16 protein-coding genes are annotated in these 15367 nt (G+C 64.8%); 11 read left to right on the top strand and 5 right to left on the bottom strand.

Annotated elements, in window-relative coordinates; genetic code table 11:
* Positions 1-65: 65 nt before the first annotated feature.
* From HOP53_RS03835 to HOP53_RS03810, 6 genes are all read left to right on the top strand, one after another.
* The gene (locus tag HOP53_RS03835) at positions 66-1187 is read left to right on the top strand and encodes an MlaE family ABC transporter permease (RefSeq protein WP_422677589.1); all 1122 of its coding nucleotides are present in this window, start codon (positions 66-68) and stop codon (positions 1185-1187) included.
* The gene (locus tag HOP53_RS03830) at positions 1184-1990 is read left to right on the top strand and encodes an ABC transporter ATP-binding protein (RefSeq protein ID WP_234268763.1); all 807 of its coding nucleotides are present in this window, start codon (positions 1184-1186) and stop codon (positions 1988-1990) included. Before HOP53_RS03835 ends, HOP53_RS03830 begins: the two co-directional genes overlap by 4 nt.
* Positions 1990-2928, top strand: a complete 939-nt coding sequence (locus tag HOP53_RS03825; RefSeq protein WP_234268762.1) for an MlaD family protein — start codon at positions 1990-1992, stop codon at positions 2926-2928. The genes HOP53_RS03830 and HOP53_RS03825 overlap by 1 nt, the downstream gene beginning before the upstream one ends.
* Positions 2925-3545 carry an ABC-type transport auxiliary lipoprotein family protein gene (locus tag HOP53_RS03820; protein WP_234268761.1) on the top strand — a complete coding sequence of 207 codons (621 nt, stop codon included), beginning with the start codon at positions 2925-2927 and terminating at the stop codon, positions 3543-3545. Before HOP53_RS03825 ends, HOP53_RS03820 begins: the two co-directional genes overlap by 4 nt.
* Positions 3546-3665: 120 nt before the next feature.
* Complete coding sequence (csiR, locus tag HOP53_RS03815) at positions 3666-4352, top strand: DNA-binding transcriptional regulator CsiR (RefSeq protein ID WP_422677602.1); 687 nt, start codon at positions 3666-3668, stop codon at positions 4350-4352.
* A 142-nt stretch (positions 4353-4494) separates the two neighbouring features.
* Positions 4495-4716: a hypothetical protein gene (locus HOP53_RS03810; protein WP_234268759.1), complete on the top strand. Its 222-nt coding sequence runs from the start codon at positions 4495-4497 to the stop codon at positions 4714-4716.
* Positions 4717-4737: 21 nt separating this feature from the next.
* On the opposite strand, the gene HOP53_RS03805 is transcribed toward HOP53_RS03810, so the two are convergent.
* From HOP53_RS03805 to HOP53_RS03795, 3 genes are read right to left on the bottom strand one after another with little or no spacing between them, the layout of a single operon-like run.
* Entirely contained in the window at positions 4738-5679 is a 942-nt protein-coding gene (locus tag HOP53_RS03805; protein WP_234268758.1) for a 5-oxoprolinase subunit C family protein, read from the bottom strand.
* Positions 5676-6380 (bottom strand): 5-oxoprolinase subunit PxpB, encoded by a 705-nt coding sequence (gene pxpB, locus HOP53_RS03800; protein ID WP_234269686.1) that lies wholly within the window; start codon positions 6378-6380, stop codon positions 5676-5678. Before pxpB ends, HOP53_RS03805 begins: the two co-directional genes overlap by 4 nt.
* 2 nt (positions 6381-6382) lie before the next feature.
* The gene (locus HOP53_RS03795) at positions 6383-7135 is read right to left on the bottom strand and encodes a 5-oxoprolinase subunit PxpA (protein ID WP_234268757.1); all 753 of its coding nucleotides are present in this window, start codon (positions 7133-7135) and stop codon (positions 6383-6385) included.
* Between the two features lie 215 nt (positions 7136-7350).
* Between HOP53_RS03795 and HOP53_RS03790 the strand changes: the two genes are divergently transcribed.
* From HOP53_RS03790 to HOP53_RS03770, 5 genes are all read left to right on the top strand, one after another.
* Positions 7351-7788: a VOC family protein gene (locus HOP53_RS03790; RefSeq protein ID WP_234268756.1), complete on the top strand. Its 438-nt coding sequence runs from the start codon at positions 7351-7353 to the stop codon at positions 7786-7788.
* A gap of 13 nt (positions 7789-7801) precedes the next feature.
* On the top strand, positions 7802-8770 hold the full coding sequence (locus HOP53_RS03785) for a LysR family transcriptional regulator (RefSeq protein WP_234268755.1): 969 nt from the start codon (positions 7802-7804) through the stop codon (positions 8768-8770).
* A gap of 43 nt (positions 8771-8813) precedes the next feature.
* Positions 8814-9797 (top strand): TRAP transporter substrate-binding protein, encoded by a 984-nt coding sequence (locus HOP53_RS03780; RefSeq protein ID WP_234268754.1) that lies wholly within the window; start codon positions 8814-8816, stop codon positions 9795-9797.
* Between the two features lie 66 nt (positions 9798-9863).
* Entirely contained in the window at positions 9864-10427 is a 564-nt protein-coding gene (locus HOP53_RS03775) for a TRAP transporter small permease (protein ID WP_234268753.1), read from the top strand.
* 30 nt (positions 10428-10457) lie between these two features.
* Positions 10458-11762 (top strand): TRAP transporter large permease, encoded by a 1305-nt coding sequence (locus HOP53_RS03770; protein WP_234268752.1) that lies wholly within the window; start codon positions 10458-10460, stop codon positions 11760-11762.
* Between the two features lie 15 nt (positions 11763-11777).
* Here the strand turns inward: HOP53_RS03770 and HOP53_RS03765 are convergent, their stop codons facing one another.
* Both HOP53_RS03765 and HOP53_RS03760 read right to left on the bottom strand, forming a co-directional pair.
* Positions 11778-13610, bottom strand: coding sequence for a protein kinase domain-containing protein (locus tag HOP53_RS03765; protein ID WP_234268751.1), 1833 nt, complete (start codon positions 13608-13610; stop codon positions 11778-11780).
* A 61-nt stretch (positions 13611-13671) separates the two neighbouring features.
* Positions 13672-15357 carry a dihydrolipoyllysine-residue acetyltransferase gene (locus tag HOP53_RS03760; protein ID WP_234268750.1) on the bottom strand — a complete coding sequence of 562 codons (1686 nt, stop codon included), beginning with the start codon at positions 15355-15357 and terminating at the stop codon, positions 13672-13674.
* Positions 15358-15367: the final 10 nt, after the last annotated feature.

Raw genomic sequence — 15367 nt, 5'->3', positions numbered from 1 at the left:
GACGATATAGTGATGGTGAGATTGCCTTCGGGTGCCATTGTTCTGGGAGAGAAGAACCACTCACCATGCCCGAAACCGCTTCCCGTCCCGGCATGCTGGAACAGCAGGCCCACCGCCTCAGCGCCGTGGGCGACTGGACCCTGCCGCACTATGCCAGGCTCAGGGACGCCGTAGCGCGGGTACACGAAGCCGACTCGGTCGATTTGACCAAGCTCGGCGAGCTGGACACCTCAGGCGCCTCGCTGCTGGTCGACCTGCTGGGCCCCGACGCCGTGCTCGAGGTCGCCCAGTGGGCCCCTGGCCTGTCCTCGGAGCGTCAGGCATTGCTCGCGGCGGTGGCAGAAGCCTCGCGCACCAACCCGCTACCGCCTCCCGTACCTCGGCCGGCTCCATTGGCGGCCTTGGCCAGTCTGGGGCAGATAGTCGAGCAGCTCGCCCGTCAGCAACTCCAGTTGATCGCTTTCATCGGCTTGACCCTGAGCACGCTGCTCGCCACGCTGTTTACCCCCTGGCGCTGGCGCCTCACCTCGCTGGTGGCGCACGTACAGCAGACCGGACTCAACGCCATTCCCATCGTCGCCCTGCTCACCTTTCTGGTGGGCGCGGTGGTGGCGTTTCTGGGCGCTACGGTGCTGCGCGACTTCGGTGCCACCATCTACACGGTGAATCTGGTCGCCTACGCCTTTCTGCGCGAATTCGGCGTGCTTCTCGCCGCCATCCTGCTGGCCGGGCGTACCGCCAGCGCCTTCACCGCCCAGATCGGCTCGATGAAGGCCAACGAGGAGCTCGATGCGCTGCGCGCTCAGGGGCTCGATCCCATGGAGCTGCTGGTGCTGCCGCGGGTACTGGCCATGACCGTGAGCCTGCCGATCCTGACCCTGATCGGCATGCTCTGCGGCATGTTCGGCGGCGCACTGGTATGCGCCATGGCGCTGGACATCTCCTTTGCCCAGTTCCTCGCCATCGTGCAGCGCGACATTCCCCTGGGACACTTCCTGGTGGGCATCGCCAAGGCACCGCTGTTCGCCTTCGTGATCGCCGTGATCGGCTGTCTGGAAGGGTTCAAGACCGAGGCCAGCGCCCAGTCGGTGGGCGAGCACACCACCTCCAGCGTGGTGCAGTCGATCTTCATGGTGATCCTGCTCGACGCCCTGGCTGCGCTGTTCTTCATGGAGATGGGCTGGTGACGCGCGGCTCGGAGCCCATCGTCGAGATCCGCGGCCTGGTCAACCGCTTCGGCCGGCACGTGGTGCACGACGGCCTCGATCTGGACATACGGCGCGGCGAGATACTCGGCGTGGTGGGTGGCTCCGGCACCGGCAAGTCGGTACTGCTGCGCAGTATCGTCGGCCTCAAGCGTCCCGACGGTGGCTCCATTCGCGTCTTCGGCGAAGAGTTGCAGCGTCTACCTGCTAACCGTCGTGCCAGTATCGAACGTCGCTTCGGCGTGCTGTTCCAACGCGGCGCCCTGTTTTCCTCGCTCAATCTGCAGGAGAACGTCGCTCTGCCGCTGATCGAACATGCCGGCCTGTCGCGTGCCGATGCCGAACGCCTGGCGCGGGTCAAACTCGCCCTGGCGGGACTGCCTGCGGATGCCGCCCGGCTCGACCCGGCGGCGCTCTCCGGCGGCATGATCAAGCGCGCCGCACTGGCTCGCGCTTTGGCCCTCGATCCGGAAGTGCTGTTCCTCGACGAACCCACGGCCGGTCTCGACCCCATCGGGGCCGCCGCTTTCGACCGTCTGCTGGTGACTCTGCGCGATGCGCTGGGCTTCAGCGTCTTTCTGGTCACCCACGATCTCGATACGCTGTACTCGAGCTGCGACCGGGTCGCCGTCATCGCCGAGAAGCGTGTACTGGTGGCCGATACGCTGTCGGTGGTGGAAGCCACCGACGACCCCTGGATACGCGACTATTTCCATGGTCCCAGAGGTCGGGCAGCCAGCCAGTCGGCGCAGCACTCCATATCACCAGAGGGGGAACGACGCTGATGGAAACCCGCGCGCACCATGTCGTGATCGGCTTGTTCGTCGTGCTGACAGTCGTCGGCGGCGTGCTGTTCGCCCTGTGGCTCAACCAGAGCACCCGCGCCCAGGCCTACACCCATTACGAAGTGCTGTTCAACCACGGCGTCAGCGGCCTGTCGGAGGGCAACGCCGTCGAATACAGCGGCGTCAGGGTCGGTGACGTCGTGGAGCTGCGTCTCGACCCGACCGACCCGCGCAACGTCTTGGCCCTCATTCGCGTCGAGAGCCAGGTGCCGATTCGCCAGGACACCCGGGCGCGCCTGGCACTGGCCAACATCACCGGCAGCATGTCGATCCAGTTGCAAGGCGGCGCGCCCGAGAGCCCGCTGCTGATCGCCCGCGGCGAGCGACCGGCGCGCATCGTCGCCGATCAGTCGCCGCTGGGCGCCCTGCTCAGCGACAGCGAAGAGCTGCTGGGCAACGTCAATCGCGTGCTGTCGCGGCTGGAGGCGGTGCTGTCGGAAGACAACGTGGAGAGCGTGGAGCGGATCCTGGCCAATCTGGAGCGCACCACCGGCCAGCTAGCCGCCATCGGCGATGCCCCGGTTCGGCTCGCCGAGAGCATGGAGGAAGTTTCACGGGAAGCCGCCCGCGCCCTGTCCGAATTCCGCGCCCTGGCCACCCGCACCGGCGGCATGATGCAGGGCCATGCCGAGGGCATCTTGATCGATACTCGCCAGCTCACGGCCAGCCTGTCTCGTACGGCGCAGAGTCTCGAGGAGCTCCTGGCGGACAACCAGGGCGCTCTCGAAAGCGGAATGCGCGGCGTGCAGGGCCTGGGGCCGGCCACCATCGAACTGCGCAATACCCTCTCCTCTCTCAATCGCATCGTGCGCCGCCTGGAGGAGAATCCCCGTAACTTCCTGCTGGGACGCGACCGCGTCGAGGAGTTCAGCCCATGAGGTATCGCCCGCGTTTGTCCTGGCTCGTCTCGTTGGCAGTGGCCCTGGCGCTCGGCGGCTGCCAATTCGTGCCGGAACGCACGCCGGTCGCCTTCTACGATCTGCCGGCTCAGACACTGGCATCTGCACCTTCCTCGGCCGCCCAGGTGGACGCCACCCTGCGCCTGGCCACGCCGCGCGCCAGCGGGCTGCTCGATGGCACGCGGATTCTCGTCGTACCGCAGCCCAACCGCCCTCAGGTATACGCCGGCGCACGCTGGGCCGACGCCATGCCGCTATTGCTCCGCGATCGGCTACTCGACGCTTTCCATGACGATGGCCGGCTACGCGGCGTGGTACACGAGGACAGCGGCGCCACCGCCGACGTGGAGCTGCACAGCGACTTGCGCAGCTTTCACAGCGAGTACCGTAGCGGCCGTCCCACAGCGGTCATTCGTCTCGAAGCCAGGCTGATCGATGCCCGCACTCAGCGTCTGCTGGCCAGCCAGCGCTTTCTCCACTACCAGCAGGCCGACAGCGAGTCCATCGAGCATGTGGTCGATGCCTTCGGCACGGCTGCCGACAGCCTGGCACAGGAGCTCGTCGACTGGAGCGTGATGCAAATGCATGAGCGCTGAGCCTGCATGACGAAAGCCGTCAAGCGAATGTAGACACTTGGTATGAATGTCGCGTGGTTACCGCCAACGGTGACCTTTGGTTATCATGGGCGAAAATGCAAGGAAACAGCGACAATGACGATGGATAGCTCGCCACGCCAGAACCTGGGTATCAGCGCTTACAGCTGGCTAAAGCGCGACATCACACGAGGCGTCTTCCAGCCCGGCGAAAAACTGCTGATGAGCCGGCTCAAGGAACGCTATCAATTGGGCATTGGCCCTCTGCGCGAGGCGCTGTCGCAGCTCGTCGCCGAACGCCTGGTAGTGGCGATCAGCCAGCGTGGCTACCGCGTCGCGCCCATGTCGCTGGCCGAGCTCGCCGACCTCTATGACGCCCGTGCGCAGCTGGAGGGCCTGGTCCTGCAGTTGGCCATCGAGCGTGGCGACGATAGCTGGGAAGCGGAGATCCTGGCCAAGGCGCACACCCTGGCCAAGGTCATGGAGGTGAACAGTCCCGACGAAATGCTGGACGTGTGGGATGCCCGGCACAAGGCATTCCACACCGCCATCGCCAGCGGCTGTCGCTCACCGCATCTGCTGCAGGTGCGCGAGAGCCTGTTCGATCAGGTGGAACGTTACCGCCATCTGTGGCTGCGTGAAACGGTCTTCTCGGAGGAAGCACTGGAGCGCAAGCGTCAGGAGCACGCCGCCCTGGTCGAGGTGATCCTGGCCCGCGAGGCCACACGCGCCGCCGAGATGATGCGAGAGCACCTGATGACCCCGGTGCCCATCATCACCCAGGTCATGACTCGACGGGGACTAGCCTGATACCGGGCCGGTCATTGTCCTGTCATGTCGTTACGCGAGAATCGCTGATGACAGGCCGCCGCCGGCGGCTTATGTTGAAGACATGCCAGCCAAGCGCGGCCGGATACAGCCTCGGCTGCCAAGGCCCGATGGAGAGACGCCAATGCCACATCTGCTGCGGTTTTCACGCGACATCGAACTTCGTCTGGAGCGACTCTCCCAGAGTACCGGCCAGAGCAAGAGCGAACTGATCGAACGCTGCCTGGCCGTGGGCATGTACGATCTGGAATCCCAGCTGCTGCTCGAAGACGCCGTCAGCGCTCCTTCCGTCACCGCGAAACCCTCTCTCGATCAGCTGCTGCGCGAAAGCGGCCTGGGCGCCTGATTTCCATTGGCCCTTCTGCGTTCAGCGGAAGGCGGCCAGACAGCGGCTGTGTGCACGTAGCGCGTGCTCGCGGGAGGTGGCAACGAGCCTGACTTCGTGCCCCGGCAAGCACTGAGCCAGTCGCGCCGCAGCAAGCGGCGTCAGCGCACCGAGACGCGGATACCCACCGATGGTCTGACGATCGTTGAGCAGGACGATCGGCTGACCGTCGGGCGGCACCTGAACCGCGCCCAGCGGTATGCCCTCGGAGATCATGCCGCCCAGTTGGCAGTGCAGAATCGGCCCCACCAACCTGACCCCCATACGATCGGCACGATCATCGACCCGCCAGGGTAGGTTGAAGGCCTGAGCGAGACTGGCACCGCTGAAATGGCCGATCTGTGCGCCGGGTACCAATGCCAGCCAGTTTCCCGAAAGCGTCATGCTGATTGCCGGATCGAACGGCAGACGGCGGCCAGTCGTGGCACCTCGTCCATGCCACGTCAGCGTGTCGTCGACCTGAAGCGTACGACCGTCACCGTGCAGCCCGCCCAACTGCTCCCGGGGCGTGGCGCTGCGACTTCCCAGCACCAGAGGGGCTTCGAGTCCACCGGGCACGGCCAGGTAGGCTCGCAGACCATTACGCGGCTGACGGAAGACCAGCCGCTGGCCGGCCCGCATGGTGAACGTGGCGCCAGGACTCAGGGCACGGTCATCGAGATGGGCATCGAGATCAGCTCCCATCAGCGCCAGCGTCGAGTCCGCTTCCGCTTCCAGCTCGAGACCGCCACCGATGACGATTTCCAGCGCCGCGGCATCCAGCGCATTGCCCAATAGCCAGTTGGCCCAACGGAACGAGAACCAATCGGCAGCCCCACCCTGAGTGACTCCAAGGTGGCGTACCCCGAAGCGGCCGTCGTCCACCAGCAGCGCCAGGGGCCCGGCCCGCACGACTCGCAGCGCGCTTTTGTCGGAAGCGCTCATGGCGCACTCTCCAGCAACGTCGTATCGCCACCCTGCCGCTCGAACTCCTCGCGGCTGATGGATTTGAAACGGACCCGATCGCCCGGTCTCAGCAGGGGTTCGCCTCGGCGGGCGTGTTCGAAAAGCGGGAAAGCGGTACGTCCGAGAATGTTCCATCCGCCGGGCGAGGTCAGCGGGTAGATCGCGGTCTGGCGGTCGGCGATGCCCACACTGCCCGCGGTCACTCGACGCCGGGGCGTTTTCAGCCGCGGGGTGGCCAGTTCCTCTTCCACCAGCCCCATGAAGCCGTAACCGGGTGCGAAGCCCAGGGCAAAGACGTAATAGTCACGACCACAATGGCGACGAACCACCTCCTCAACCGCGATACCTGCTCGCTCGGCCACCCGGGTGAGCTCCGGCCCGACGCTGAGGTCATACCAGACCGGCACCTCATGACATTGGCCCAGCGCGGTGTCGGCCGGCTCCAGGCGGTCGAGCACGCGCTTGATGCGCCGGATGGCCTCGTCATGGGACACCCGCACTGCGTCGTAGTGCAGCATGAGCGTGGTGTAGGAGGGCACCAGGTCGATGAGTTCGTCACCGAAAGCATCGCGCAGGGCGCGATCGGCAGCCACGATCCAGCCCATGTTGGCCTCGTCGATAGCGTCGAACAGACGCACCATGAGCACGTCCATTGCCGCCAGCTCGATCTGCAAGGGCATCGTCACGCCCGTTCCAGCTCGTGGAAGGCCTCGCGTATAGCCCGGACGGCGGCTACCGATTCAGGGTTGTCACCATGCACGCAGAGCGTATCGCAAGGCAGCTGCAGAGGCGTACCGTCGATGGCCGCCAACGGCTCACCACGAGCCAGACGCACGGCTTGGGCGACGATGGTCGCCTGGTCGTGGTGCACCGCGCCCGGCAAGCGGCGTGAGACGAGATGCCCGCCGGCATCGTAGGCACGATCGGCAAAGGTCTCGAACCAGAGGGTGATACCCATCTCGGCGCCCAGCCGGCGACTCGGCTCGGGGTCGGCGGTCGCCATCAGCATCAGCGGCAGGCTGGGATCGTAGCTGGTCACGGCACGCATCACGGCCTTTAGCAGTTCGGGGTCCCGCGCCATGTCGTTGTACAATGCACCATGCGGCTTGACGTAGCGAATGGCCGTTCCTTCCGCCTGACAGATGCCGGCCAGCGCGCCGATCTGATACAGCACCAGATCCTCGACTTCGGCGGGAGAACAGGCCATGGAGCGACGACCAAACCCCATCAGGTCAGGATAGGCCGGATGAGCGCCGACCTTGACGCCATGCTCCACCGCCAGTCGCACCGTATGGCGCATCACATGGGGATCGGAAGCGTGAAAGCCGCAGGCGATATTGGCGCAGTCGACGTAGGGCATGACCTCGTCGTCCAGCCCCAACGTGTAGTTACCGAAGCTCTCTCCCATATCGCAATTGAGCAGTGGCACGGCCATGGGGCGACTCCTGTTTTGCACTGTTTTGAACTGTTCTTGTGATGATGGACACTATATGGAGCGCACTTTTTCAATGCCAATCGTTTTTCACGATACTCAATATCGGCGTCTCCTATCACATTGTTATTCTGTGGAAAAATGGTTGACGCCATGTCGCTTCGCGATTATCAATAAAACGAAGCAAGCCAATATAACGCCAATAAAGGAGTAGTCTGATGGCTGTAAAAGATCCTTTCCATCTGGCCATACAGGTGCATGACATCGAAGAGGCTCGACGCTTCTACGGTGACTTTCTCGGCTGCCCCGAAGGCCGCTCGTCGGCGAGCTGGGTCGACTTCGACCTCTATGGCCATCAGTTCGTCTGCCATCTCAATCCGGCCCTGAAGGAGAATCCGGTCTCCAGCCACAAGAATCCGGTGGACGGGCATGGGGTGCCGGTTCCCCATTTCGGCGTGGTGCTGGAGATGGATGCCTGGGAAGCCCTGGCGCAGAAGCTGCGTGAGCATGGCGTGGCATTCGAGATCGAACCCTACATCCGCTTCAAGGGCGAGCCGGGGGAACAGGCCACCATGTTCTTCTACGATCCTTCCGGCAATGCCCTGGAGTTCAAGGCGTTCAAGAATCGCGAAGAACAGCTGTTCAAGAAGTCTTGAGCCGGATTCGCAGATGCTCGATTTCAAGGAGCTGGAGGCGTTCGTCTGGGCGGTGAGGCTGGGCTCCTTCCGCAAGGCGGCCATGCGCCTGCACCTGACCCAGCCGTCGATTTCCGAGCGTATCTCGCGTCTCGAAAGCAGCGTGGGCGAGGTGCTGCTGGAGCGCTCGGCCAGACCGATCCAGCCCACCATGCGCGGACGCGAGTTCTTCGTCCACGCCGAGCGTCTTCTTCAGCAGCGTGACGAGGCGATGAAGCTGTTCGAAGACGAGGAGAACTATTCCGCCCCTCTGCGCCTCGGCGCCATCGAGACCATCGCACACAGCTGGCTGCCGGACTTCATGCGCTGCCTGACACAGCGCTACCCACAGCTGACCATCGAGCTGAGCGTCGATTACTCGCCGGCGCTCAACCGCCGGCTGGCCAAGAACGACCTGGACATCCTGCTGGCGATGAACGGCTACCTGGAACCGGAGCGCATCGACCAGGTGCCGCTGAGCCCTTACGAGATGGGCATGTTCGTCTCGCCCGACCATGTCGAGACGATCGCGGCACACGGCAGCGATTGGCTTGGCAGCCTGCCCTTCATCTCCTTCGGCAAACGAGCCAGACCCTATGAGGAGCTGGTGGAGTACCTGGACCGCCAGGGCGTGGCGGAGCCCCGTATCCACAGCGTGAGCACGCTGATGACCATCGTGCGCATGACCACGGAAGGGCTCGGCATCGGCGCGCTACCCGTCGCCACCGTACTCGACGAATGGCGCCAGGGCCAGCTCTACCGGATCGAGCTACCGCAGCCCCTGCCGGACATGCATTACGACGTGATCTGGCGCATCGGCAGCCATCCTCGGTTCTGCCGCAGCGTGGGTCTGCTGGCACAGCAATGCGCCGAGCGCTATGCACAGTCACGCGACACCAACATGAGGACAAGCGATTTTTCCGGCCGCTGGGTGAGGCCGATACGACCCGCAACTCACCCATAGGCGCTCTGACGCCACCCACACAACTCCAACTAGAGAGACCAAAATGAACAAGATCCTGTCCCGCTCCGTGCTGATTGCCGCTGCCTGCGGCCTCTCCACGACAGCCAGTGCCGCGCAGTGGACCATGGCCACCCCCTATGGCGATGCCAGCTTTCATACCAAGAACGTGAAGCAGTTCGCCGAGGACGTGGCGGAAGCCACCGGTGGCGAACTGACCATCAATGTCCACAGCGGTGGCTCGCTGGTGGCCCACGGTGAGATCAAGCCTTCGGTACGCCGTGGCACCATCGAGGCCGGCGAGATCTTTCTCTCCACCCTCTCCAACGAGGATCCCATCTTCGAGGTCGATACCCTCCCGGGGGTGGCCGGCAGCTACGAGGAAGCCTTCGAACTGTGGCAGGCCACCAAGCCGCTGATCACCGAACTGTTCGCCAATCAGGGCATGATGCCGCTCTACGCAGTGTCCTGGCCGGCCCAGGGTATCTATACCGACTTCGAGCTCAACGATGCCGAGCAGTTCGAGGGTCTGCGGGTGCGTGCCCCCAACATCAACACCCAGCGCTTCGTCGACTACCTGGGCGGCAACCCCACCGAAACCGAGGAGTCGGACATTCCCACGGCGTTCAGCACCGGCCGGGTGGACGCCATGATCACCTCTAGCTCCACCGGCAACTCGATGACTGCCTGGGATTACGTTTCCCACTACACCGACGCCAACCTGTGGCTGCCGAAGAACATCGTGTTCATCAATCAGCGCGCCTTCGACCGCCTGGACGAAGCCACTCAGGAAGCGCTGCTCGAAGCGGCGGCACGGGCCGAGGAGCGCGGCTGGCAGATGAGCCGTGACGACAACCAGGCCAGCCTCGAAGCGCTGCAGCAGAACGGCATCACCGTCTCCGAGCCGAACGAGGAGGTTGCGGAAGCTCTGCAGGCAGCCGGCAACCGGCTCTTCTCGGCCTGGGAAGATCGCGCCGGCGAGCAGGCCCAGCAGGTACTCGAGGAGTACCAGCAGCAGCGCCAGGATTGAGCCCGACCCCCGGCGTGGCGGCTTGCCGCCACGCCCCCCCTTCACGCTCGCCTCGAGGTTCGCGTCATGACCTTCAAGTTCAATGCCCTCTACCGTCTGGGCGCCTGGGGCGCGGCCGCCTGCATGGTGACCATCTGCGCCCTGATCGCGCTGCAGGTTTCGTTTCGCCTGGTCGATGCCCTGCTCGTGCTGATCGGCATGCGACGCCTGGGGCTCAGCATCACCGGCGTCTCGGAGATCGCCTCCTATCTGCTGGTGGGTGCGACCTTCCTCGGCCTTGCCTACACCTTCGTGCATCACGCTCACATCCGCGTCACGCTACTGATATCACGGCTGCCATCGGCTATCAGGGTCTGGTTCGAGGTCTTCTGTCTGCTGATCGCGCTGGCCATCAGCCTGCTGCTCGGCTACGGCCTGGTGGAGCTTGCAAGGGAGAGCCGAATGTTCAACGACGTCTCCTCCGGCTTCCTGTCGATTCCGCTGTGGATTCCCCAGACGGTGCTGGCCACCGGCGTGGCACTGCTCTGCCTGGCCCTGGCAGAGGCGTTGGTGACGACCCTGCGTATCGCCATTCGCGAGCCGAGTCGCTTCCGCGAGGCGACGGCCACAGACGACAGTGACATTCACTGAGCCGCACTCAACCACACGGAGTAATGTCACGTGCTGATACTCAGCCTGGCCACGATAATGACGCTGGCCGTCCTGCTCGGCAGCGGGGTGTGGATCGCTTTCGCCCTGATCGGCACTGCCTGGGTCGCGCTGGCCTTCTTCAGCCCCTTCGCCCCTGGCCCGATTCTCGCCTCGGACTTCTGGGGTGCCAGCTACGGCTGGGACCTGACCGCCCTGCCGATGTTCATCTGGATGGGCGAGATCCTGTTTCGCTCCGGCCTCGCCGACAACATGTTCCGCGGCCTCTCCCCCTGGCTCAACCGCATGCCCGGCCGCCTGCTGCATACCAACATCATCGGCAGCGGCATGTTCGCCGCCGTGTGCGGTTCCTCGGCGGCCACCTGTGCCACGGTGGGCAAGATGACGCTACCGGAGCTGGAACGCCGCGGCTATGACAGCAACATGGCCATCGGCACCCTGGCCAGTGCCTCGACGCTGGGGCTGCTGATCCCCCCCTCCATCGTGCTGATCGTCTACGGCGTGGTCACCGAGCAGTCGATCTCGCGGCTGTTCATGGCCGGCATCGGCCCGGGCCTGATGATCCTCGCCCTGTTCATGACCTACCTCATCGTCTGGTCGCTGGTGAGCGGCAATCGCAAGGGCCTCACCGGCGCCGACGAATCGTCCATGCCGCTGGGCCAGAAGCTGCGCCAGACCTTGGAGCTACTGCCCATCCTGCTGCTGATCGGCGGTATCATCGTGTCGATCTACGGCGGGCTTGCCTCGCCCACCGAGGCCGCGGCCGTCGGCGTGGTGCTGTCGATGCTGATTGCGCGCTGGAACGGCAGCTTCAACGTCAAGATCTTCAGCGACTCGCTGTTCGCCGCCATTCGCACCGCCTGCATGATCGCTTTCATCATCGCCGGCGCCTCGTTCTTGACCTCGGCCATGGGCTTCACCCAGGTGCCCATGCAGCTGGCCCGCACTATCGGCGAGATGGGCCTTTCACCGACCATGCTGCTGGTGGCGCTGACGCTGCTGCTGCTGGTGATGGGCTGCTTCCTCGATGGCATCTCGCTGATCCTGCTGGTGACCGCCATCATCATGCCGCTGGTGAGCGCCGCCGGTTTCGATCTGATCTGGTTCGGCATCTACCTGGTGATCGTGGTGGAGATGTCCCAGATCACACCGCCGGTTGGCTTCAACCTGTTCGTGATCCAGGGCCTCACGGGCAAGGACATCCTCACCATCACCAAGGCCACGCTGCCTTTCTTCCTGCTGATGATGCTGTCCATCGCGCTCATGCACCTGTTCCCCGAGATCGCCCTCTACCTGCCACAAAGCATGAGCCGCTAGGAAATGCGCCCGGCCCTATGGGTGCCGGGCGCCTTCCTCCCTCGGATTGCGCGGATAGTAGCGCTCCGGCTGCCGCTCCACGTGAGCGAAGAAGCGCGTGTCCTTGTAGGGCATCTTCATGAACCCGGAAACCCCCAGCCCCTCGATCAGCCCCACCGCATCGAGAATGTCTTCGAGACGTTCGCGAAACTCCGCCTCGCGGGATGGATCGAGCAGGCGGTAGTAGCTGTGGATCTTGAGATGCTGGGGCAGCGCTTCGAAGATGATCATGCCGGTGTGGTGAATGTCGTTGAGCGCTTCCAGTGAGGTGATGATCGGCTCCGGCAGCACCAGAAACTCCTCGGGGTCGGGGCCGTCCTCGAAGTAGCTGTGCAGCCGGCTGCGGTCTTCCAGCTCGGGCACGGCGCTGACCTCGTAGCGCAGCTGCATGCCGGGCTCGATGACGAAAGGATGCGACGGGCTGGCACGGTCGAGGTGCAGCGTATCGCGGGCGTTGAACAGGCAGCTCTTGAAGATGCCCTGGCGATAGATGGCACGCGCCAGGTTGACCATGTTGTTCACCGCCGCCACGAAAGCCGGCTTGAGCGAGGAGTCGTGCAGGTTGAGCGAGGTGTCGATGTAGACGCCATCGGCTTCCCAGCGCACGGCCAGGCCACCCACCACCGGATACTTGCCCAGTCGGCTGACTGCGGCGAGAAAGGCCTTTTCGGTCTCGCCCATGCCTTGCATGAAGTTCTTGTAGTAGCGGTCCAGTTGCACGTCGTTGACGTCGTTGAGCGTTTCCGCCCCGCCCTCCTCACGCAGGAACGCCTTGCGCGAGCTGTAGACCACGGTGTCGATCTCCCGCGTCATGGACCGCACCCAGGTCGGCACCAGCGGCACTTCGGGCGCACCGGGCAGATCGATCATCACTACCCGGGCCAGGCGCGGCATCTCGCGGATGAAGTGATCGCCCGCGCGCAGACGCACCCGCGGGTCCGGATCGAGCATGCCGTCGAGCATGCGGGCGAACTCCATCGGCAGCCCCAGCGAGGTGGCGGGAATGGCGCGATGGCCGAAGCGACACGACTGCGCCGAGGCCAGCGCATAGAGGGTGCCGGCCGTGCCCTGCTCGTCGAAACGCGGCGACGACAGCGCACCGTTGAGCTGCTCCTCGCCGATGAAATAGACGTCGCCCAGGCGCGCGTTGGTCTGCTGCAGGTTGTCCGACATCAGCTCCATGACGTTGGCCGCCACGAACTGCTGGTTGGCATCGAGCTGGGCGAACACCGACGAACCCCAGTCGATCAGCGCGACCTCCTCGCGGCGGGCATCGAAGACCAGGTTGGAGGGCTTGATGTCACCGTGCACGATGGGTCGCCCCGCCGGGCCGGTTTCACGCCGCAGGCTGCGCAGGATGTCGGCGAGCTGATCGGCAATGCGCACCACCAGGCGCGGCGAAAGACGACCCTGACGCAGCGACACCTCCTCCAGGTTGAGCCCAGGAGCGCGCTGCATCACCAGGATCGACTGGTTGCGCACGCGTTGAAAGGCGATCAGTCGTGGCACCCGGGGATGATCGACCTGCTCCAGCATGAACGCCTCCTCCTCGAGACGATCCTGAATCTGCTGGGGCAGGTTGACCCGGGTGAACTTGAACACGTACTCCTCGCCATGGGCCGTGATACCGGCAAAGACGAAGCCGTAGGCGCCCTTGCCGATCAGCGCGATGTCACGGTAGCCCAGCTGTTCGAGCTGGGCCTGACACAGCGCCACCCACGCCTTGAGCTTGCGCGCATCATCGTGGCTGAGCAGATAGATCGACTGCTCTTCCGGGATGTAGAACTGCTGCAGCGCTGCCTGAGACATGGGTGTTCACCTGTTGCTGGGAGCCGTCATCGGATGATCCATTGCGAGACGGCTCGTCCGGCTAGCCGAGATGCAGCAGCATGGTTTCCGGGCTTTCCAGGTAGCCTCTCCAGGCATTGCAGAAGCGCGCGATGGTGCCGCCGTCGATCACCCGGTGGTCGCCCGCCCAGGTCACGGTCATTATCGCCCGCTTCACCACCTCGCCGCGCTCGTCGAAACGCGGCAGCCACTGGCTCTTGCCGATGGCGACGATGGCCAGCTCCGGCACGTTGATGATCGGTGCCGCATAGGTGCCGCCGAAGGCACCGATGTTGGAGATGCTGATGGTGCCATCCTTGAGATCCTCCTGGGCCACGCGACCTTCCCGGGCCGCTGCGGTCAACCGTTGGATTTCGCGGGCCACCTCGAGCACGCTGCGCTGCTCCACCCGCTTGACGTTAGGCACGATCAGCCCCGCCTTGCTGTCAACCGCCATGCCCACGTTCACCTCCGGCAGGTAGTGGATCTCGGTGACCTCGGGGTTGAGCCGGGCATTGAGGAGCGGCTCCTCACGCACCGCCAGCGCCAGCGCCTTCATGAAGAAGGGCATCAGCGTCAGCCGCACCTGCTGCGCCTCGGCCACGGGTTTGAGCCGCTCGCGCATGGCCAGCAGTTCGGTGACGTCGATCTCCTCGCCGTAGTGGAAATGCGGCACGGTGCTGGCCGACTCGACCATGCGCCGCGCCATCACCGCGCGCACGCCACGAATCGGCTCGACGCGAACCTCGCCGGCGTCACGCCGTGACGGGGCACCGCTAGACGCCGTTTCGGTCTGCGGAGCATGGCCGGCCGATCGAGCGGTAGGCGCCTCGCCCTGCTGCTGAGAGCCCTGCTGTTGGGAGCCCTGCTCGAGAAAGCGCAGCACGTCTTCCTTCAACACCCGGCCGTCCTTGCCCGAACCGTCAACGGCCTCGAGCTCCAGACCGTGCTCGCGTACCAGACGGCGCACCGCGGGGCTCGCCGGAGTGCGCCCGTAGGGGCCGCGACCGCCGCTTGCCACCGGCGCCACCATGTTCTGTGTCGCCTTGTTCTGCGCCACCGTGCTATGCGCCGCCTGGGGCGCGAAGTGCGACGGCTGGCTGACGTCGACTCGCGCCTCGCCCGGCTCGGCATGCGCCGGTACATAGGCGTACAGCGGCGCATGCACCTTGGCGATATCGCCCTTGGCCACGTGGAGCTTGGTCACCGTGCCGGCTTCGGGGGCGGTGATCTCCACCAGCGCCTTGTCGGTCATCACGTCGACCAGCGGCTGGTCCTCGTCGATCTCGTCGCCCTCGCTGACCCGCCACTCGACCACTTCGCACTCGACGATGCCTTCGCCGATGTCGGGTAGAATGAAATCCTTGGCGGCGACACCGGCTCCGCCGGCATGTGCGGCGGAAGGGGCAGGCGGCGGCGCTTCCGCCGCCGGGCTTGCCACTTCGTCCTCTTCCCGTGCGGCGGGTCGCGGCGGTGTCTCGAACTCCACCTCCCCCTTGGCCTCATAGGCGAACAGCGGCGCGTGCACCTTGGCGATGTCGCCCTTGGCCACGTACAGCCGGGTCACACGACCCGCCTCGGGAGCGGTGATCTCGACCAGCGCCTTGTCGGTCATCACCTCGACCACCGGCTGGTCTTCGGCGATCTCGTCGCCCTCGTTCACCCGCCACTCGACCACTTCGCACTCCACGATACCTTCGCCGATATCGGGCAGCATGAAATCGCTCATCGTTCTCTCC

Origin of the sequence: Billgrantia ethanolica, assembly GCF_021404305.1 — a bacterium.
Lineage (GTDB): Bacteria > Pseudomonadota > Gammaproteobacteria > Pseudomonadales > Halomonadaceae > Halomonas > Halomonas ethanolica.
This window is presented reverse-complemented; position numbering and strand designations above follow the sequence as displayed.